Origin of the sequence: Hydrogenispora ethanolica (assembly GCF_004340685.1) — a bacterium.
GTDB lineage: Bacteria > Bacillota > UBA4882 > UBA8346 > UBA8346 > Hydrogenispora > Hydrogenispora ethanolica.
Genome location: NZ_SLUN01000005.1, coordinates 174863 through 194404, shown reverse-complemented (window position 1 = coordinate 194404; position 19542 = coordinate 174863). Strand labels below are relative to the sequence as shown.

At 60.7% G+C, this 19542-nt stretch carries 16 protein-coding genes; 4 read left to right on the top strand and 12 right to left on the bottom strand.

Going from position 1 to position 19542, the window contains the following annotated elements; genetic code table 11:
* Positions 1 to 37: 37 nt before the first annotated feature.
* The 5 genes from EDC14_RS06540 to EDC14_RS06520 all read right to left on the bottom strand — a co-directional run bounded on the left by EDC14_RS06540 (position 38) and on the right by EDC14_RS06520 (position 5054).
* On the bottom strand, positions 38 to 892 hold the full coding sequence (locus EDC14_RS06540) for an ABC transporter permease (RefSeq protein WP_132013456.1): 855 nt from the start codon (positions 890 to 892) through the stop codon (positions 38 to 40).
* Positions 893 to 1000: 108 nt separating this feature from the next.
* Entirely contained in the window at positions 1001 to 2143 is a 1143-nt protein-coding gene (locus tag EDC14_RS06535) for an extracellular solute-binding protein (protein WP_132013455.1), read from the bottom strand.
* A 27-nt stretch (positions 2144 to 2170) separates the two neighbouring features.
* Entirely contained in the window at positions 2171 to 3241 is a 1071-nt protein-coding gene (locus EDC14_RS06530; protein WP_243662832.1) for an ABC transporter ATP-binding protein, read from the bottom strand.
* 294 nt (positions 3242 to 3535) lie between these two features.
* On the bottom strand, positions 3536 to 4378 hold the full coding sequence (locus tag EDC14_RS06525; protein ID WP_132013453.1) for an ABC transporter permease: 843 nt from the start codon (positions 4376 to 4378) through the stop codon (positions 3536 to 3538).
* Positions 4365 to 5054 carry a glycerophosphodiester phosphodiesterase gene (locus EDC14_RS06520; protein WP_132013452.1) on the bottom strand — a complete coding sequence of 230 codons (690 nt, stop codon included), beginning with the start codon at positions 5052 to 5054 and terminating at the stop codon, positions 4365 to 4367. Before EDC14_RS06520 ends, EDC14_RS06525 begins: the two co-directional genes overlap by 14 nt.
* 252 nt (positions 5055 to 5306) lie before the next feature.
* Here EDC14_RS06520 and corA point away from each other — a divergent pair, with 252 nt between their 5' ends.
* Complete coding sequence (corA, locus tag EDC14_RS06515) at positions 5307 to 6257, top strand: magnesium/cobalt transporter CorA (RefSeq protein WP_165907841.1); 951 nt, start codon at positions 5307 to 5309, stop codon at positions 6255 to 6257.
* A 262-nt stretch (positions 6258 to 6519) separates the two neighbouring features.
* Positions 6520 to 7920, top strand: a complete 1401-nt coding sequence (locus tag EDC14_RS06510) for a CCA tRNA nucleotidyltransferase (RefSeq protein WP_132013450.1) — start codon at positions 6520 to 6522, stop codon at positions 7918 to 7920.
* A 38-nt stretch (positions 7921 to 7958) separates the two neighbouring features.
* Here the strand turns inward: EDC14_RS06510 and EDC14_RS06505 are convergent, their stop codons facing one another.
* From EDC14_RS06505 to EDC14_RS06495, 3 genes are all read right to left on the bottom strand, one after another.
* Positions 7959 to 8846 carry a BON domain-containing protein gene (locus EDC14_RS06505; protein ID WP_165907840.1) on the bottom strand — a complete coding sequence of 296 codons (888 nt, stop codon included), beginning with the start codon at positions 8844 to 8846 and terminating at the stop codon, positions 7959 to 7961.
* A gap of 158 nt (positions 8847 to 9004) precedes the next feature.
* The gene (locus EDC14_RS06500; RefSeq protein WP_243662831.1) at positions 9005 to 9469 is read right to left on the bottom strand and encodes a YaiI/YqxD family protein; all 465 of its coding nucleotides are present in this window, start codon (positions 9467 to 9469) and stop codon (positions 9005 to 9007) included.
* Positions 9470 to 9483: 14 nt separating this feature from the next.
* Positions 9484 to 10653, bottom strand: coding sequence for a CapA family protein (locus tag EDC14_RS06495; protein WP_132013448.1), 1170 nt, complete (start codon positions 10651 to 10653; stop codon positions 9484 to 9486).
* Positions 10654 to 10916: 263 nt separating this feature from the next.
* Here EDC14_RS06495 and EDC14_RS06490 point away from each other — a divergent pair, with 263 nt between their 5' ends.
* The gene (locus EDC14_RS06490) at positions 10917 to 12785 is read left to right on the top strand and encodes an ATP-binding protein (protein WP_132013447.1); all 1869 of its coding nucleotides are present in this window, start codon (positions 10917 to 10919) and stop codon (positions 12783 to 12785) included.
* Positions 12786 to 12836: 51 nt separating this feature from the next.
* On the opposite strand, the gene EDC14_RS06485 is transcribed toward EDC14_RS06490, so the two are convergent.
* The 4 genes from EDC14_RS06485 to EDC14_RS06470 all read right to left on the bottom strand — a co-directional run bounded on the left by EDC14_RS06485 (position 12837) and on the right by EDC14_RS06470 (position 17785).
* Positions 12837 to 13724: an HAD family hydrolase gene (locus EDC14_RS06485; RefSeq protein WP_132013446.1), complete on the bottom strand. Its 888-nt coding sequence runs from the start codon at positions 13722 to 13724 to the stop codon at positions 12837 to 12839.
* Positions 13725 to 14353: 629 nt separating this feature from the next.
* The gene (locus EDC14_RS06480; RefSeq protein ID WP_132013504.1) at positions 14354 to 15607 is read right to left on the bottom strand and encodes a lactate racemase domain-containing protein; all 1254 of its coding nucleotides are present in this window, start codon (positions 15605 to 15607) and stop codon (positions 14354 to 14356) included.
* 96 nt (positions 15608 to 15703) lie between these two features.
* Positions 15704 to 16792, bottom strand: coding sequence for a GntR family transcriptional regulator (locus EDC14_RS06475; protein ID WP_132013445.1), 1089 nt, complete (start codon positions 16790 to 16792; stop codon positions 15704 to 15706).
* A 48-nt stretch (positions 16793 to 16840) separates the two neighbouring features.
* Complete coding sequence (locus EDC14_RS06470; protein ID WP_132013444.1) at positions 16841 to 17785, bottom strand: helix-turn-helix domain-containing protein; 945 nt, start codon at positions 17783 to 17785, stop codon at positions 16841 to 16843.
* A 124-nt stretch (positions 17786 to 17909) separates the two neighbouring features.
* On the opposite strand from EDC14_RS06470, the gene EDC14_RS06465 reads away from it, so the two are divergent.
* On the top strand, positions 17910 to 19070 hold the full coding sequence (locus tag EDC14_RS06465; protein ID WP_132013443.1) for an MFS transporter: 1161 nt from the start codon (positions 17910 to 17912) through the stop codon (positions 19068 to 19070).
* The last annotated feature ends 472 nt before the right edge of the window (positions 19071 to 19542 follow it).

Genomic DNA, 19542 nt, shown 5'->3' with positions numbered 1-19542 from the left:
TCCCCCTGGCCGGCCGTTTCCGGCGGCGGCCCGGCGGTCAGGATTCGTTGGCCCGCCACGGCTCTTTCCGGGTCATCGAGCGGATATAGAACGCGCCGACGATGGCGCAGAGCGCAAACATGAAGACCGACAGGGCGGCGGCCTGCGGCAGGTTATGAAAGACCCCGAATTCCTGGTAGAGAGCCACCCCCAGCATGCGCGGGGCGTTGGTCCCCATCAGAAACGGGGTTGTGAAGGAGCCGACATTGCCGATGAAGACGAAGGTCGCCGCGACCAGCGCGGACTTCAGGGAGAGGGGCAGGATCATGGAGCGGAAGATCTGGAACCGGCCCGCCCCCACGTCCCGGGCGCTCTCCACGATCGAAACGGGGATGCCCGCCAGCTCCGCTCCGATGATCATCGTCGCAAAGGGGATATTGAACCACAGATTCATCAGCACGATCCCCTCGGGGGTATACATCAGCCCCGGCTTGAAAGCAATCCCGAAACTCAAAAGCAGCCGGTTCAGCGCGCCGGTGTCCCGGATCAAGCCCATCATCGCGTACACCGCGACGATCCCCGGGATAAACTGGGGTATGATGTAGAGTTTTTCGATGGTCCGGGCGCACCAGCTCCGGCTGGTATTCAGGTACAGCGCCAGCAGGTAGGCGGCGACCGTCGTCAGAAGCACCGTGGCTGCCACGATCTGCAAGGTGTAAACGATATTGGCCACCGAATTGGGGTCGCTGAACAGCTTCCGGTAGTTGTCGAAGGTCCATCCGCCTTGAGGGCCATTCTGAAAGCTCACGATGAACGACTGGGCGATCGGCAAGGCGACGATCAGCGCCACCAGCAGCAACGCCGGGAGCGCCAAGCCGATGCCCAGCCATTTGCGGGCCGTATCCTTCCTCAAAACAGGGCCACCTCTTTTCCGGCACTCCTGCGGCGGGCAGGTTGAGTCGCGCCGGCCCTTATGTGAATTGCCGGCGCGACCTTGCCCAACCGCGCGGAAAGCGCCTGCTTATTTCAGGGTGGCAATATCGCTTTGCCACAGTTTCATGATCTCGTCCGACAGCTTGCCGATGGTATAGACGCGGAAGCCTTTCACCTTGAGGCCCGCGAGCTGGGCCACGGTCTCCTTGGGCAGTTTTGAGGGGGTGATGACCGGGATCGCCTTCTGTTTTTCGACGAAGATCCGCTGCCCCTCCGGGGAGATGACGAAGTTCAGCAGTTTGTAGGCTGCCGGCTTATTCTTGGAGAGCGCCGGGACGACGAGTGTCTGGACGCCTCCGGTGAAGGCCGGTTCAATTTGGGTCAATTTGACGGTCTCCGGCAACAGGCCGCGCGACTTCTGATCCAGAATCATGTCCGCCCAGGCCGGAATCATGTCCACTTCCCCATTGGCCAGCAGATCGATGGTGCCTTGGTTCTTGGCGGGATACTGGACCTTGCCGGAAGCTTTGTAAAAGTAGGGATGCAGCTCTTTTAAGAGATCAAACCCGGCTTTCCATTGTTCCTTCCATTTGGGATCGCTGGAACTCAGGGCTTCGGCCGGCATTTTATTATAGAGCGCGGTGATCACGAAGGAACTGCCCGCTCCGCCGGTGGTGGGGTCGTTGTAGGCAAAACGGCCCGGGTGCTTCCGGATCCATTGATAAAGCTCGGTGGCTGTTTTGGGCGGTTTCTTCACGGCCGCGGCGTTATAGGCCAACAGCACCGTGGTGCCGCGGAACACCAGCGCCGCGTCGCCGCCCGCCGCGGAACGAGACTTCACATACTTCAGATTGGGAATCTCCTTAACCGGCAGCGGGCTCAGGCTGTTCTTGCCGGCTTCGCCGAAGATCCGCACCAAGTCGTTGTCGGCGGTCTCCAACAGGTCGATATCGATCTCCCTCTGGCCGGCTTTGACCGCGGCGATCAATTTGTCGACGCCGGTCTGACCGCCGGTCCCCGAGGCCAGAAATTGCAGTTGCACGTTGATGCCGGGATTCTTCTTTTGAAACGCTTGGAGCACCGCCTCCCAGGCGATCCGGACGTTGTCCGATCCCCCGGTGTAAAGATTGATGGTGGCCTTTTCGTTGGCGGCGGCTCCGATCTGGGTCACTCCGCCGAGTACTCCCAGGAGCACCGCCAGGAACAAAACTCCGATTTTCTTGGAACGCATCTTTCTTCCTCCTTCAAGTTGGTTTGCTTAGGATCCGAAGATCGTCTCCGGCCGCCCGGCAACGGGAGCGACCGGCCGGGGCGGCGCGGCATCGGCCGGCGCCGGAGGTGCGGGGAAGCGGCAGTGTTTCCCGATATCCAGGAACACTTCCGCGCCGACCTGATACTCTCCGCCTTGCTCGCGCGGCAGAAAGGCCTTGATCACCCCCTGCTCGCTCTGGACATTCATCTCGATATAATGGCCCAGGATCATGATGGTGCGGATCCGGCCGCGGATCCGGCCCGTCCCCTGGGGGAGGATCCGGATGTCCTCGGGCCGGGCGGCGATCACGCCCTCCGCTTTGCCATCCTGGATAAAGTTCATATCGCCGATGAATTTGGCCACAAACATGGTATGGGGGTAGTCGTAGACCTCGGCCGGGGTGCCGATCTGCTCGAAAACGCCTTTGCTCATCACCACGATCCGGTCCGAGATGGCCATCGCTTCTGCCTGATCGTGGGTGACAAAGACCACGGTGATATTCAGCTCGGTCTGGATCTTCTTCAGCTCTTCCCGCATCTGGGCCCGGATCTTGGCGTCCAGCGCCGAGAAGGGCTCATCCAACAATAATAAGGCCGGTTTGAGCACCAGCGCCCGGGCGATGGCCACCCGTTGCTGTTGTCCCCCGGAGAGCTGGGCCGGATACTTCTTTTCGGTTCCTTTCATCCGTACCAGCTCCAGCGCCTGACCGACCGCTTCCCGGATCCGGTCCGCCGGCAGCTTGCGCAGCCGCAGTCCGAAGGCCAGGTTGTCGAAGATCGTCATGTGCGGCCATAAGTTATAGCTCTGAAACACCATCGCGGTGGGCCGTTTCTCCGGCGGCAGTTTTTCGATATTCATCCCGTCCAGGATGACTTCGCCCCGGTCCGGCTCGAGGAACCCCCCGATCACCCGCAGGATGGTGGTTTTGCCGCAGCCCGACGGGCCGAGCATCGTCACCAGTTCTCCCTCGTACACCGTGAGATCGATATCCGCCACGCCGTCGCCGTTCTTATAACGTTTGGTCAATTGTTTCAGGACCAGCTTCGGCCGGCGGTCTTCCTGCGCCGCTGCATTCATTCGTTGCGCCTCCATTCTAGAAGCCATGTGATAAAGTCCTCAAATTCGGAAATCATCCTTTCAATGGACTAAAAAACGACTTTATCACTTGCTTTTCTGAGCTTTTGTGTTCACCCTGGCCTTCGGACAGGGTTTATCACAACGCTTCTAACAAACCTTGATCTTTGGAAGCCAGGTGATAAAGTCTTTCGAATCGGAAGTCAGCTTGTAAAAGGTTCAAAATCGACTTTATCCCTTGCTTCCCTGAGCTTTTGTGTCCACCCTGACCTTTGGGACAGGGTTTATCACAACGCTTTAGTTGAAGCCTTTCAACCCTTGGGCCAGGGACTTGCCGCCCGCCGACTTCCGCATCAACAGCAGCAGGATCACTGTCGGGATCACCAGGATGATTGAGAACACCGCGCCCGCCATGGCGGGGTAATCGAAGATCACCGAATACATCACCACCGGAATGGTTTTCACGTTGGGGACCCCCACCAGCAGGGTGCCTTGCGCCTCCTCCAGCGAGGTCAGAAAGGTGAAAATCGCCGCCACCATGATTCCCGGCATCGCCAGGGGCAGGGTCACATGGCGGAATGTCTGCCAGGGCGAGGCCCCCACGTCCCGGGCCGCCTCTTCCTGCTGCCGGTGGACGCTGGAGAACGCCCCCGCCGGGATCCACGTCATATACATCATGGTATTGATCAGGTGAATGATGATCACTCCCGGAAAGGAGCCCATCAGATTGAGCTTGTAAAAAAGCATGCCGATGGTGACGTACAAGCCCATCTTCGGAAAGGCGTTGGTCAGTAAAAACGAGGCGTAGCAGAAGCGCCGCAGCGGAAAGTCGATCCGGGCGAAAGCGTAGGCCGCCGGCAGACAGATCAACGCCGAGGCCAGCGTGGTGACGATGGCCACGATGAAGGAGAGGATCATCGCTCCCGCCAGGTTCTGCTGCGAGAGGACGAACTGCCACCATTTCAGGGACAGGGCCGAAGGGAAGAACTTCGGGTACAGGTAGTCCTGGGAAAAGGCCAGCATGGTCAGGTTCACCAGGGGGCCGAAGAAAAACAGCAGAAACGCGGTGAAGATCAGCCATTCGCCGAACCGCTTCCTGCCCAATGCGTGATAGAAGCCTTTCCAATCAAGCCAGCGCATCGACTTCACCCCCGCAGCCCGCTTCGCGCAATGCCTGAACCAGGAGATCCACCCGCTTGGTGGTGATCGAGTCCACTCCCAGCCGGATCAGCCCGTTCATGGTGACCAGCCGGTTTACTGTCCAGACATAGACCTTCAGGCCGGCGGCGTGAAAGGTGTCCACCAGCGGTTCGGTCACATATTGATACGAAGGATTGAGCCCGAGCGCCCCCAGCTCTTTGACCATGACGGCCAGGATCTTCAAGTAGCTGGGGTTGGCGCTCAGCCACGGCTCGGGCTGGTAATCGACGAGATAGGGAATGCCGGGCGCGGCCCGTTGCACCTCGGGGACGGCCCTGGGTTCTAAGCCGGTGAAAAAGACCCGCTCCGCCATGCCGGTCCGCCGCAACAGCTCCATCAGGGACGGCAGTCCGTAGGTCTCCTTCAGATCCAGGTTGAGAACCGTTCCCCGCTGGCCCTCCACATACTCGAGGACCTCGGCCAGCCGGACCGGCCGCCGGTCTTGCCCCGGCTCCAGCGGATCGTGGCTCAGGACCGGGATTTCTCCCTCCGCAAAGCGCACATCCACCTCAATGACATCGGCGCCGGCCGCGACCCCGGCGTACACCGATTCCAGACTGTCCATGGCGGTCTTCATGCAACCCGCGTGCGCGGTGACTAAAATCTTATGCGGCATAATACTCCTCTTTCCGGCGCGGCTCACCGTTCCCGTAGCCTTCCGCGCCGTCCGGCGCCTTTGAATTTCAAATTTTACCTGATCATAGCCGGTGCGAATTAATCCCGGATTAACCGGGGGTTAAACCCGGATATACTACGGTATAAATATTGTCTTCCAGCGTGCGCGGGGGAAAACAAATGATCGGATGGGCGGGGATCCCAAGCAGGTTTTTGGCAGCCGACATGGAAGATCTTTGGCGAGGTGATGGCGATGTTCTTGGCTTGGCGGGAGCACTCGGGCGTAACCCGGCTGCCCGATGCGGAATTTGCGGGGATGCTGGGCGATTCCGCCACGGTTCTCTGGCTGGATCTGGCGGGCGGCGAGGCGGAGATCCGGCCGGTCCTGACGGGGCTGAAACTGTTTCATCCCCTGACCATCGAGCGGCTCTTCACGCCCCAGCCCCGCGCCTTTCTCGATGAATACCAGGATTATCTGCACCTGCTGCTCCAGGAGATCCACTGGGACGCGGAGGGCGCCGTCGAACTGCGGGGCTGCCATTTCCTGATCGGCGCCAATTTCCTGATCACTGTGCATGCCGGGCCGCTGGAGGCGCTCCGGGAGCTGCCGCCCGATCCGCCGGCCCGTTTCTTCAGCCAGGGATCGGACATCCTCTGCTATCATCTGGCCGCGCCCCTGATCAGTCAGGGCTTCAAGGTGCTGGACGAGGTCGCCGACCGTACCGAGGCGCTGGAGGACCGGATCTTCCCCAAGCCCGACCGGGAACTCCTCACCGAGCTCTTTGCGCTGAAGCGGAAGCTGATCGCCATGCGCAAGGCCCTGGCTCCGATGCGCGAGGCCCTGGCGCTCCTGTCACGGCGCGAGAACCCCTTCGTCGATCTGGAGGCCCTGCCCTTCATGAGCCTCCTCTACGACCAGGTCATTCGCGTCCATGAGCTTTGCGAGACCCAGCGCGACATCCTGGCCGGAGCCCAGGAGATCTACCTGTCGGCTCTCTCCAACCGGATGAACGAGGTGATGATGACCCTGACCGTCGTCTCCACCATCATCCTGCCGCTGACCCTGATCGTCGGCTACTACGGCATGAATTTCCGGCACTTCCCCGAGCTGGCCTGGCCGCACGGACTGCTCTTCCTATGGCTGGTGATGGCCGGCACCGTCGCCGGGCTGCTCTGGTACTTCAAGCGGAAGCATTGGTTCTGATTCGCGGCGGCGGTCAATATCATCAAGTGACGTTTCCTTATTCTGGAATAATTTTTTCGGAAAAGAGAGAGGGGAAGTTTCCTAAAGCTGCTGCCGGCAGAGCGAAGCTCAGGGGGTGAGTCGATAGGCCGCTTGCTCATTCCCAAAGATGGAACGATCCGTGATGTCACAGTCCGGTTACCGATCGCCAAATCCTTGACGTGCAGCATGAAGCAGGCGGCGCCAAGCCGCGCCGGATTCGATTGCAGAAAGGGTGTTTGCCATGTCCGCCCCCAAGGCCCGTTTCGCCTTGAACACGACCGAGGCCCTCAATTTTCAGGCCATTCCCGGGTGGGTCCGCGCCGCGGCCGCGACGCTGCTGGCTGCCGGGCACCAGGCTTACCTGGTCGGCGGCGCTGTCCGCGACCTGCTCTGGGGCGGAGCCCCCCAGGACTGGGATCTGGCCACCGACGCCCGGCCCGACCGGGTCGAAGCCATCTTTTGCCATACCGTCCCCACGGGCAAGGCTTACGGCACCATCACCGTCCTGGCGGAGGGGGGGAGTCTCGAAATCACCACGTTCCGCGAGGATCTCGGCTACAGCGACGGCCGCCGGCCCGACGCCATCCGGTTCGGGACGGAGATCGCCCAGGACCTGCTGCGGCGGGACTTCACCATCAATGCGCTGGCCTACGACTTCGCCAGCTCCGAGATGGTCGATCCCAGCGGGGGTTATGCCGACTTGCGAAGGCGCCTGTTGCGGGCGGTGGGCGACCCGTCGGTCCGTTTCCGCGAGGACGGCTTGCGGATGTTCCGTTTCTACCGCTTCCTGGCAACCCTGGAACTCCATCCGGAACGGCGGACCGCCGCCGCCATCCGCCCCGAATGGGCCAAGCCGGTCAGCCTGGAACGGATCCGCGACGAATTCAGCAAGCTGCTCTTGGGAGCGCGGGTCCGGCCCGGTCTGGTCGGCCTGCGGCGCAGCGGCCTGCTGGCGCTGTTCCTGCCGGAACTGGAGGATACCGATCTGGAGCAGGGCCGCTACCACCGGCATACCCTCTGGGAACACCTGCTCCGCGCCACCGATACCATCCAGCCCCAGTTGGAATTGAGGCTGGCCGCCCTGCTGCACGACATCGCCAAGCCGGCCACCCGCTTCGAGAATGAGAGCGGCGTTCATTTTTACGGCCACGATCAGCGCGGAGCGGAAATGACCGCGGCCATCCTGGAACGGCTGCGTTACCCGGGCCGGACGGTGGAGACCGTCACCAAGCTCATCCGCTGGCATATGTTCCTGGTGCAGCCGCAGACCGGCGACGCCGCCATCCGCCGTCTGATCGCCAAGGTCGGCCCGGAACAGGTGCGCAACCTGCTGGAACTGCGGCGGGCCGATATCGTGGCCACCGGCCGGATCGATCCCCAGGTTTGGGAGTACTGGCGGCAGATGGCCGGCCGGATCCTGGAGATCCTGGAGGAACCGGCCGTCAAGGAGGAACGGCGCCTGGCGGTGACCGGCCACGATCTGATGAGCCGTTTCGGGCTGAAGCCCGGCCCCTTGATCGGCCGGGTCCTCGGCGCCTTGCAGGAAGCGGTCTGGGAGGAGCCGGACCGCAACGAACGGGATATCCTGCTGCGGCTGGCCGAAGAGTTCCTGAATGGGAAGGGAGAAGCGGGAATGGATTGATCAATTCAACTTCACGTCCCTTTCCCACATCTCACTTCTCACTTCTCATCCGGCTCCAGCCGCAGCTTATTATCGATGGCCGCTCCCGGCAGGTGAAACTCGTCCAGGATCGCTCCGATCAGCTCGTCGATGTCCCGTTTCCCCTCCACGGTATCCAGTTTTCCGGACAGATGGATCTTCCCGTCCGCCACGCCGATGGCGATGGGCTGTTCGTTGAGGTAGGGATTGGCCGCGATCCGGTCCATCATCCGGGTCACGATCCGGTCATCCACCTCCACCAGGCTTTTGTGGAAGCCGTTATTCACCTTGCGTACCCCGGGGACGCCGGCCGCCACCGTCATGGCCAGCTCCACCTGGTCCTGCCCGACATTGCCCCAGAGCGTGACCACGCCGTCCCGGGTCAGCGCCCGGACCCGGCCCGCCGGAAGCTCGGGCTCGGCCATGAACGCCGCCTGGACATTGTTGGTGATGGTGGCGTCATCCACCTCCTCCGCCAGTTTCAGCCGGCTCCGCACCTCGCGCACCCCCCGCGCCTTGGCGGCAGTCTCCAGCGCCCGGTCCATCTCGCTCTTGCTGGCCACGCTGCCCACCAGATCCACTTCGCCGCCGCTGACCTTGAAACCCACCGAATCGGGGATCTGGGGATCGGCCCGCAACTCCTCGCTGACTTCGAAGGCCACATCCTCGTCGTCGACCGCCCCGTCGGTGCAGACAGTGATGTCGTTCGCGACGCCGGTGACCCCCGGCAGTTTGCGGACCAACTCCTCCGCCTGATCCTTCTCATCCAGCACGTCCACGATGCCCTGAATCTGAACCATCCCATCCCCGTAGACTCTGGCCTTCAAGCCATACCCCGCCAATCGCGGCTCCGCCGCGAAGCTCCGTTTGATCTGCTCGCCAAGCTCGCCCCAGCCGTTTTGTTTCATGCCGATGCCCCCTCTGATTTTTTTGAATCTCGCCCTTGTCCCCGTTTCTCCCATCCTGCGGTCTTTCATTCGGGATTATTATATCTTTCGGAAAACGAAATTAATCCGCGGCCGCCGCGGAAAAAACCGAATAAAAAAAACCGCCCGGCACGGGCAGTTCACTGCGGTTCCAACAAGCTTCGGAGGTTGGCGGCGAAGCGGAGATTATCCGCTTTCGAACGGGGGGACGGCCCCTTGGTCCGGCCGCCGCTTCGCCGCCAGCGCGCCAGGATATTGCGCTCTTCCAGCATCGCGTCCATGCGGTCGTCCCGGAAGATCTCGCCGTGCGGCGCGATGGCCGCGGCCCCTTTGGCCAGGACCAGGGCTGCCAGGCCCTGATCCTGAGTCACCACGATCGTTCCCGGCCGGGTCAGGTTGATCACCGCCAGGTCGGTGGCTTGGGGCTCATCCCCGACCACCCGGTGGTTGGGCCGGTCGATCCGGTGATGGATGGAGGCCACCGTGATCACTTCCCGTCCGAATTCGGCCGCCAATTCGTCAATAATCCGCAAACACTCGCGCGGCGCGGCGTCGGCGTCGACGATGATCGGCGCCGGCCCGCCCCCGATCGGATCCAGTTCCACGATTCCCCTCCCGGTTACGGCTGGTCCGTTTGATAGACCGGCCAGCCATTTAACAATTCCTCTGTATCATACCATACTTCCCGCAGCCGTGGGCGGTTTTTTGGGCTCAGGGCCGGTTCCGCGGCGGCCTCCGGCCCGGCCAGCGGGTGAATGAGGTACCGGTAGCGGCCGTCCCGGAAGCTCCGTTCCACCCAGAGCGGAGTTGGATCGGCCGCGAGGATCCGGATCCCCTGGGGCCGGTCGGGATCCTTGCGCAATTTCAGCGTGACCATCAGGCCGCAGTCCGTATAGCGCCAACGCTGATTGGAGAGCAGATTGCCCAGGGAGTAGGCGATGAAAGCGGTGCGGCGGCGGCCGTCCGGACCGGCCACCTCCCGCCATCCCAGCGGTTGAATCACATGGACGTGGCTTCCCAGCAGAATATCCACTCCCAGCTCGACCAGGCGCTGGCACAACCGTTGCTGGGCCGGGCCGGGAAACCGCCGGTACTCGACCCCGGCATGGAGCGCCAGCACGATGCCGTCGGCCCCCTCCCGCTTGGCCGCGGCGATATCGGCTGCGATCCGCGCCAGATCGACCCGGTTGATCAGCCATTCCTGCCCCGGCGGCGTGGCGATGCCGTTGGTGGAGGAGGTATAGGCCAGAAACGCCAGCCGGATGCCGCGGCAGTCGAGGATCACGTACCGTTTTTGCTCCGGGCTGCTGCGGCTGCCGGCATGGCGCAACCCGATCCGGTCGTAATAGGCGAGGGTCTTCCGCAGACCGGAACTCCCCTGATCCAGCGCGTGGTTGTGCGCGGTAAAGACCAGGCTGACGCCGGCCCATTGCACGGCGTCGGCAATGGCGTAGGGGCTATTGAACCGGGGATAGCCGCTGTAAGGCCGTTCCGGGCCGGAGAGCGGGGTCTCCACCACCGCCACGCTGATGTCGGCCTGGCGCAGGATGGGCCGGAGCTCCCCGAAGAGCGGCCGGAAATCAAAAGAATGACCGGCCGGGTCGTACCCGGATTCGATCACCGGCCGGTGCATGACGATATCCCCAAGCGCCGCCAGCGTGACGACCGGAGCGCCGGAGACCTGCTCCGCGCCGTAACTTGGGAGATATCCGGCCCCGCTCCCCAGAGCGCCACCGCGACCAGCCAGAGTTTGACCCCGATCCGGATTCGTCTGCCCACCGCTCCTCACCCCACCATGCAACTTATCTAAAATTTATTCGCCCGGGGCCTGTTTTAGACAAGTCTTTGCCGGCTGAATCCGGCCGGGACCGGCGACTGGCCGAAGATCCCTCGGGAATGAGATGGGAGTCCCGTTACAAAACAGCATATTTTTGGTACAATAACAAATGACGGTTTCCGTTTCCAAAAGCCGCCAGGCAACGGACCGTCGGCGTAAAAACGAACGCGGCCCGCCTATCCGGGCCGCTTCAAAATGAAAACGAGGTCAGTCCATTGAAAAACAACGCGATTTCCCCGAATGGCCGGGAGCCGGGCCTGAGCATGATGGGGCTGGTGCTGCTGCTTCTCGTGGGGTGCAGCCTTTACCGCTATTCCCTCTTCCATCTGCTGGCGGAAGTTTACGGCATTTTTTTGGCCTTTTCCATCTTCTCAATCACTTGGAACGTCAGACGGTTCATGAAAAATCCCTACCTGCTCTTTTTGGGGGTGGCTTTTTTATTCAGCGGGGTGCTCAGCCTGGTTCAGCTGCTCCTGGATTTCCGGCTGCTTCCCTCCGGCCTCTTCGTTGCTTCCCATGCGCAACTCTTTCTCACCCTTTCCTACGTCTGGAGCGGTTCGTTGCTCATCGCTCCCCTGCTGTTCGAACGGGAGTTTTCGTACCCGCTTTACTTCGGGGTCCTGGCCGGAATGGTCCTGGCCATGCTGAGCCTGGCCCCGCTGTTGACGCGCTTGGCGGGCGATCCCGGCTATCGTCCGGTTGCTTGGGTCCTGGGGATTCTCATTTTTCTCCTGCTCACCGCCGGCTCGCTGCTGATGCTGTTCCGGCAGCGCCGCCATTTTGACAAGGCCAGCCTGACCATGTTGACCCTGGCCAACGTAAGCTATGTCCCGGCGATCGCCGTCCTTTTCAGCCACTCCGCTCCGGTCCTGGTGGTCATTCACCTCTGTCGCCTCATGGCGCTGACCTTCTATTATCATGTCGTCGTCCGGATCGGCCTGCTCGCCCCCTACCAAGAGCTGAAACAGAGCGAAGCCGCTTTGGCCGCCGAGAAGGAACGGCTGGACATCACCCTCAAGTCCCTGGGCGAGGGAGTCATCGCCACCGACAATGCCGGCCGGGTCTGCCTGCTGAACAAGGTCGCCGAGGAGCTGACCGGCTGGACCCAGGCGGAAGCTCTCGGCCGCCCGCTCCCCGAGGTCTACCGGACCGCCGCGGCCGAAGCGGAACCGGTCCCGGGAATCGGCCGCCATCCGGAGACTCCGCCCGCCCTGGTCCTCACCTCGCGCGATCAGCATAAACGGTTCATCGCCGCCAGTGGCGCGGCCATCCGCGACCACCGGGAGGAGATCACCGGCCAGGTTTACGTGTTTCGCGACATTACCGTGCAGCAAAAGATGGCCGAGGAATTCCTGAAGAATCAGAAATTGAAATCCCTGGGCATCCTGGCCGGGGGCATGGCCCACGATTTCCACAATATCCTGGCGGTGCTGCTCGGCAACGTTCAACTCGCCAAGCTCCTTTTGGAGAAGGGCAAGGATATCGGAAAGTATCTGGACGGAATGGAGGAATCCATCAAAAACGCCGCCCGCCTCACCAAGCAGTTGCTCACCTTTTCCAAAGGCGGCACCCCCATCAAACACCGGATCGATCTGGGCCGGGTCATCGCCCACGCCGCCGAATTCGCACTGAAAGACCAGAATGTCCAGTACCAATTCCTCAATGCCGCCGGCCTTTGGCCGGTGGAAGCCGACGAAGGACAGATCGGGCAGGTGGTCCATAACTTGCTGATCAATGCCGCCCAAGCCATGCCCGATGGCGGCCTGATCCGGATTCAGACCGAAAATGTCCTGCTCCGGGAGGGCGAGCCGGCGCCGCCGCTTCGCAAAGGCAGCTACGTCAAGCTGGTGGTCGAGGATCACGGCTGTGGCATCGCGCCCGAACATCTGCCCCATATCTTCGATCCCTTCTTCACCACCCGGCAATCGGGCAACGGCTTGGGGCTGGCCACCGCCTACTCCATCATCGCCCGTCACGAAGGCTGTATCACGGTCGACTCCAAGCCGGGACGGGGGACACTCTTCGCCGTCTATCTGCCCGCCTGCCTGGAGCCGGACGCGGCGCGGTCTTCCGCAATATCTTGAACCGGCAGAAAAAAAGACCCCTCGAAAAGGGGTCTGCGTTCGTTTGCAGTTTTACCGCTGCCAGGGCGGAGTTTCGGGCAGCAACGACCGGAATTCGGCGATCCGTTCCGCCTGGTACGCTCCGGCATATTGGCCGCTCCAAAAAAGCTCCAGGACTTCGTCATGGAAGCGCCGCCATGATTCGGCCTCCCCGCCGGGATTGATGGGGTAAAAGAGCACGCCGTTGGCTTGGGCCGCTTCCAGATCGCCCAAAGCGTCGCCGACCATCAGGATGTGGTCGGCCGGGTACTTGCCCGTCGCGGCCAGCCGCAGGTGCTCTTTTTTGGTCCCCAGTTCCTGGCCGGCGATGAGCGCCGCGGCTTCCAGGATCCCATGCTCGGCCCATTCGCGGGCCACGACAGCGCCGGGGGTCTGCGAGACGCAAAGCAGATCGGCTTTGGGGAGCAGTTTGGCGATGCTCTCTTTCACATAGGGGAACGGCGGGATGCCGAAGACGATCTCCGCCACCGCCCGGTTAACGGCCTCGCTCCACTCCAGCACCAGGCGGAGCTCGGGATCGCCGGTCCGCTCGACCCATTGCTGGAGGCTGGCGTTGCTCAGCGGCGCTCCCGAGGCGATCCATTCGCGCAGCTTGGGAAGGCGGGGCACCGCAAAGCCGCGCTCCCGGACCTCGGCCCGCTCCGCCAGGAGATCCATCACCCGGACCAGCGCCGGAAAACGGTTACTCCCCCGCCACCGGGAATAGAGGCTGACGAACTCGGTGGCTTCCCGGGCATACTTGGCAACCGGCTGCAAGCGCCAGTACCGGATGTTGTTGGGGCAGAAACACTCTTTCTGCTTGATCTCCATCGTATCAAAGACGCAACCGTCGGAATCCAGTCCGATAAAGAAACTGTGCCTCGGTTGAAAATTGCGTAAAACCTCGGGGGTATATTCCATCGATGATCACCCGTTTTAATTGATAACGTTTCTTCCTGATTGGGAACGATTCAGTGTGAAAAGTCAAAAGTCGAAAGTCACAAGTCGAAAGTTAGGAGTCGAAAGCCACAAGTCGAAAGTCGTTGGAAGTCGAAAGCCACAAGTCGAAAGTCGTTGGAAGTCGAAAGTCACAAGTCGAAAGTCGTTGGAAGTCGAAAGTCACAAGTCGAAAGTCGTTGGAAGTCGAAAGTCACGTCACAAGTCGAAAGTCGTTGGAAGTCGAAAGTCACAAGTCGAAAGTCGTTGGAAGTCGAAAGTCACAAGTCGAAAGTCGTTGGAAGTCGAAAGTCACAAGTCGAAAGTCGTTGGAAGTCGAAAGTCACAAGTCGAAAGTCGTTGGAAGTCGAATGTCCTACGCAGGCAGTGAGAAACCCGGTCGAAGGCGGGTGATCGCCACAAAAGCGAAAGCAGATCCATTTTATGGCTGACTTTTGACCTTCGGCCTCGGACTTTCGACCTTGGACTTTCAACCCTAGACTTTACCCTTTGACTTTCTACTTTCAACTTTCACCCTTCGACTTTCGACCTTGGACTTTCGACTTTCGACTTTCCCCTTGGACTTTCAACCTTGGACTGAATCGTCACTCCGCTTATTTTTTCCCCGCATACCGGAAGAGCAGATCGCCCGCCTCCGGAACCAGCAGATAGCCTTCGTCCTCCCGGCCGGCCCATTCTTGGGGATTGATCGTCCGGTAATCCCGGTAGCCCAGGTTGATGCGGCGGCAGCGTTCCTCGGGAATGCCGGTGGCCAGAATCACATTGATCCGCGGCTGCTCCACCCCGTTCTCGAAAGTGCCGGCGCCCTTGACGTGAGTGGAATGAGCCAGAATCCCCCGGGGGATCTGGGCGAATTGCTCCATCCGCCGGTAATAGTAGTCCCGGCAATGATACCCGATCTGATCGATCCAGTGGCCGTGCACGTAAGAGACTTCGTCAATATTCGGCGCGTAGATGATCAGCTCGCCGCCGTCCGCCACGATGTCCTGGAGCTTATAGGAGACCTTGCCGCCGGTCCAGAGGTCGTCGAATTTGGGCGGCGCCAGCCCCAGCACACTTTGGTACCGCCGGTTCTTATAGACGATATGCAGCTTGTCGGAGAGATCGGCCGCCGCCGACCAGGCCTCCTCGGGCGTGCCGGTGAAGAAGCCCTTCAGCTGATGTTCATGGATGACGAAACAGAAGGCGCTCCGCGGCACCGTCAGGAACTGGGCCGCCCGGTTCAGGACCCGGCGGACCGGCGTATCCTTGACGCCGATGATCTTGGGGATCGTGATCAGGGCGCCGAGCCAATGGAAAAAGTCGATAATCTCCTGGCCGGAGATGCCCGGGAAGAGATACTTGTTGCCGCCGGAGATCCCCACCACCTCGTGGGGGACGACCGGTCCGGTGATCAACAGGCGATCGTATTCATAGATCTTTTTATTGATGGTGACCGGGACATCCTCGGCCATCAGGCCGCCGGTGATCTCGGCCATCTCGGCCGCGGGGACCGTTCCCGCCACCGCCAGCGCGTCCGGATCGTTCCAGGCGTGATTGAAGAAGCGGGTCTTCGGATACGCCGACCGGTGCTCCTCCGGGGTAATCCCGACCCAGGACATGATCTTCTCTTCCGGCATGGCGGGATGGGTCCCCAGGGCCACCATCACGTCCAGCTGGGCCACTTTGGCGCCGATCGTCTCATAGACGGCCTTGTAAATCAAAGGCATCGGCGCGGTCCGGGTGGTATCCGGGATGATCATCAGCACTTTTTTGCCGTCCAGATCCAGCCGGTTCAAGGCTTCGGCCATAATCCCCCGGGCTTCCCCGTCCGTCATCGTTCCTTGCTCATAACCCTTGCCAATCATCACGAGCGCTCCTCCCCAAATTTAGATTTTTCCCTATACTTAAATGATTCAATCTTCCAAAGCAACATTTCCATCCTTCAAGTGGCACCCGGGCCTTCAGGCATTCCGCGCCTGCGCCGTGGACTCGCGGATGATCAGCCGGCACGGCAGCACGATCTGATCGGCGTCAACCGGCCGGTCTTGAACGGCCTCGACCAACAAGCGGGCCGCAGTCGCGCCCATTTCCGTGGTCGGCTGGGCGATGGTAGTCAACGGAATCTTGAAGAAACGGGAAGTGTCCGAATCACCGAAAGCCACCAGCGACATCTGTTCCGGAATGCGGTAGCCCCGGTTCAAAAGGTAGGCCGCGGTTCCGGTGGCCAACAGTTCCGAAGAGCAAAAAATGGCCGTCAGGGCCGGTTCCCGGGCGAACAATTCCCGCGCCCCCTCGACCCCTTCATCGTAGGTAAAGTTCTTTTGCCAGCTAAGCCAGGAATCCTTCCATTCCAGGCCGGCGGCTGCGAAACTATCCCGCAGCCCGGCCAGGCGGTCCAGGGCGGTGGCCTTGCCCGAACCCCCGATGACCGCGCCGATCCGGCGGTGACCCCTGGCGATCAGGTGATCGATGGCCGCTTTGACGCCGTTCCGGTCGTCGGTGATCACATAGGGAAAGCCGGCGTCGGGAAAGTAATGGTTGAAAAAGACAAACGGGACCCCTTCCTCTTGCAGCTTGCGATAGGCCTGGCAGTCCTGGGACGGCGAGATCAACAGGCCGTGACAGCCATTCCGCAAAAAGCTGTTGATATGGCTGCGCTCGTGCGCGGCCTGCCACTGGGAATGGGAGATGGTCAGCTGGGCGTTGACCGTATGCAGATACTGCTCCATGCCCTCAATAATCTCGGGAAAAAAGGAGTTGGCGATGGAGGAGACGATCACCCCGATCTGCAGTACCTGGGAACGGTTGATCTGCCAGTCGGTGGCCGGAGCGACAAAACACCCCTTCCCCTGGCGGCGCAGGATATAGCCTTCGGCCGACAATTTCTCAATGGCCCGGCGGACCGTGATCAGGCTCACCTGATAGGCATCGATCAACTGCTGCTGGGAAGGGATGGGTTCGTAACAAGCATATTTTCCGGAAATGATCTCCGCCTTCAGCAACTGGTACAGTTGGAGAAAACGCGGCAAATCCAGTTTTTTATTGATCAAAACGGCACCTCGTTCCGAAGCTCATGCGCATGAGCTATTGTAAATTTATCATATCCCAAGCGGGCTGTCAATTCCGCCGCGCTTCTCCCGGGGCGATCCGGAGCGGAGATAGCTGTAGCTCCCGCGGAACTGACCGGGCGAGACCCCCACCTGCTTTTTAAAGAGAAAGCTGAAGTAGGGAATATTCTCGAAACCGCATTGCAAGGCGATCTCATATACGGCCAGGTGGGTCTGGAGCAGCAGTTCCTTGGCCTTGCCCAACCGCAGGCGGATCAGGTATTCATTGGGGGTCGAGCCCATCAGCTCCGAAAAGAGCCTGTGAAAGTAGCTGGGGCTCATTCCGGCCTGTTCCGCCAGTTCCCGGAGGCCGATCTTCCGGGCATAGTTCTGTTGCATATAATCGATGGCCTTCTTGAGCGTATCGCGATGCGCCGGCCAGCGCAGGCCGGAACCGGCGAAGGGATCCTGCGCGTCCCGGGCCAACTGGTAGAGGACCTGCAATACCAAAGAACGCAACAGCAGCAGCGAGTATTGGTTCTGATTGACAAACTCGCGGAAGATGCCGTCGAAAAGCTTGGCGTAGCCCTCGCCGTCCGGCGGGTGAAACACCGGCGGGATCGCCTCCAGCAAAGGGTGGCGGTAATGGACCTGAAATTGCGTCTCGGTGCAAAAATTGTAGGTTTCGGGGTTTTTGGCGGTATTCCCGACCAGGTCGAAGCTGACCAGGTAACAATTGTACGGCAAGATCCCCTGGGTAAACTGGCCGGGTTGGCGGAAGGCGATGTCGCCCTTGCGGAGCGGATACAGGCGCTCCTCGAGGATCATCGCGCCGGCGCTGTCGGTGAAGTACTCCAGCTCATAGTCGCAGACGTAACGCCCGTTAAAGCGCTGCCCCGCCGGAAACGTCATTCCCTGCGTGAAAATGGAACTTGTCAGGACGCGCGGCGCCAGTTCCCCGAGGGTTACCGGAGCCTCTTTTACATCACCATGCATCGGTTGCTCACCCCAACCATTATAGCGCAAGATTTTGAAAGAATAAATAATTTATTGAATGGATTTTGGGCGCTTTAGCGTCTATAATCAGAGACAATATTGAAATCCGGTCCCGGAGGTTCCCATGAAAAAACGGCTCTTGTTCATTCAATACTGCGGTTTTACAGCCATCGGCCTGGGATCCGGAGTTCTCGGGCCCCTGCTGCCGGCCGTCGCCGCCGATCTGGGTATCAATTACAGCCAGGCCGGCATCTTTTTGGCGGCGCAGTTTTTCGGCTCCCTGATCGCCGAATTGAGCGGCGGGCCGCTGGCGGACCGCTTTGGGAAGAAGCTCTTTCTGCTGGCCGGCGGCCTGCTGATCCTGGCCGGCGCCGCCGGCTGCGCGCTGGCGGCGGACTACCCCCTGCTGCTGGTCTGGAATGCCTTGTTAGGAGCGGGCCTGGCCATTTATAACGTGGGCATCAATGCGCTATGCGCCGATTCCACGGCCGGCGGCAAAGGCAGGGCCATGAATTTCCTGCATTTCTTCTTCGGGGCCGGTTCGATCCTCGCCCCGCTGCTGGCCGCGTTCTGCCTACAGGTCTTCGGCAGCTGGCGCGCGGGCTTCGGCCTGCTTACGGTGCTGCCTTTCCTGGTCCTTCTGGCCTTGCTGAACGTAAAGACCGCCCCCGGAGAGCGGGCGGCCACGGCGCCGGAAAGCTCGCCGTACCGCGATGGCTTTCTGTGGTCAGCGGGACTTTTCACCTTTTTCTATGTCGGACTGGAAGTCTCGATGGGCGGGTGGATCACCGCCTTCTGGAGCCAGCTGGCGCCGCGCGGCCCCTTCTCCCCGCAATGGATGGCCACGCTTTTTTGGGCCGCTTTGACGGCGGGCCGCCTGATCTGCGGCCGCGTCGTGGACCGGGTCGGTTTTTCCGCCTATATCATTGCCGCTTCCTGCGGAACGCTGCTGCTTTCGCTCTGCTGGTATCTCTGGCCGGTCGGCTGGGTTACGGCGCTGGCCACCGCGGGCATCGGACTGACCCTGGCGGGCATCTTCCCGACGATGATGGCCGCGCTGACCGGCTGTTTCCCCGGCAGCACCGGCAAGGTGGCCGCCCTGATCACCGTCTGCGCCGACCTGGGAGGCTTTCTGATCGTCCCCGTGGTGGGGAGGTTCGCCGACTGGCTCGGCTTTGCCGTCTTCCCCGCCGTGATCCTGGGGCTGGCCGCGGCCCTGACCCTGATCGCCTACCCGGTCTGGGGCGTCATTCGGAAGTACCGGCTCGAGAGTATGGAGATTTGAGCGGTACGTCTTCGCCCGGCTTCTCCATCCTCTCATCCAGGCCGTACGATTTCTCTCATCTCCGGGACCAGCTCCTTTTTTCTCCCCTCTTCCCAGTTCAAAGCCTTACTCCTGACTTAACCCAATTTTAGCTGCACTTTCCCGACTTATCCACAGCCAAAACCATTAACCACGTTAAACGGATCCGTTTATCCACAAAAATAGATCGCTTATCCACAAAACGAGCTTGCTGAACGACTGAGCAAGCTCTCCCATTCACAAAACAAGCTTGCTTATCCACAAAACGAGCTTGCTGAACGACTGAGAGAGCTCACTTATTCACAAAACGAGCTTGCTGATTCACAAAACAAGCTTGCTTATCCACAAAATGAGCTTGCTGAAAGACTGAGCGAGCTCTCTTATCCACAAAATGAGCTTGCTGAAAGACTGAAAGAGCTCTTTCAGTCACCCAAAGCGATCCGTCACTCGCAAA

Excerpts from the sequence above, each read along its gene's own strand:
- EDC14_RS06535 (WP_132013455.1), bottom strand. The coding sequence starts at position 2,143 with ATGCGTTCCAAGAAAATCGGAGTTTTGTTCCTGGCGGTGCTCCTGGGA.
- EDC14_RS06485 (WP_132013446.1), bottom strand. The coding sequence starts at position 13,724 with ATGGAATATACCCCCGAGGTTTTACGCAATTTTCAACCGAGGCACAGT.
- corA (WP_165907841.1), top strand. The coding sequence starts at position 5,307 with ATGTTCTTGGCTTGGCGGGAGCACTCGGGCGTAACCCGGCTGCCCGAT.
- EDC14_RS06525 (WP_132013453.1), bottom strand. The coding sequence starts at position 4,378 with ATGCGCTGGCTTGATTGGAAAGGCTTCTATCACGCATTGGGCAGGAAG.
- EDC14_RS06510 (WP_132013450.1), top strand. The coding sequence starts at position 6,520 with ATGTCCGCCCCCAAGGCCCGTTTCGCCTTGAACACGACCGAGGCCCTC.
- EDC14_RS06480 (WP_132013504.1), bottom strand. The coding sequence starts at position 15,607 with ATGATTGGCAAGGGTTATGAGCAAGGAACGATGACGGACGGGGAAGCC.
- EDC14_RS06470 (WP_132013444.1), bottom strand. The coding sequence starts at position 17,785 with ATGCATGGTGATGTAAAAGAGGCTCCGGTAACCCTCGGGGAACTGGCG.
- EDC14_RS06520 (WP_132013452.1), bottom strand. The coding sequence starts at position 5,054 with ATGCCGCATAAGATTTTAGTCACCGCGCACGCGGGTTGCATGAAGACC.
- EDC14_RS06505 (WP_165907840.1), bottom strand. The coding sequence starts at position 8,846 with ATGAAACAAAACGGCTGGGGCGAGCTTGGCGAGCAGATCAAACGGAGC.
- EDC14_RS06530 (WP_243662832.1), bottom strand. The coding sequence starts at position 3,241 with ATGAATGCAGCGGCGCAGGAAGACCGCCGGCCGAAGCTGGTCCTGAAA.
- EDC14_RS06465 (WP_132013443.1), top strand. The coding sequence starts at position 17,910 with ATGAAAAAACGGCTCTTGTTCATTCAATACTGCGGTTTTACAGCCATC.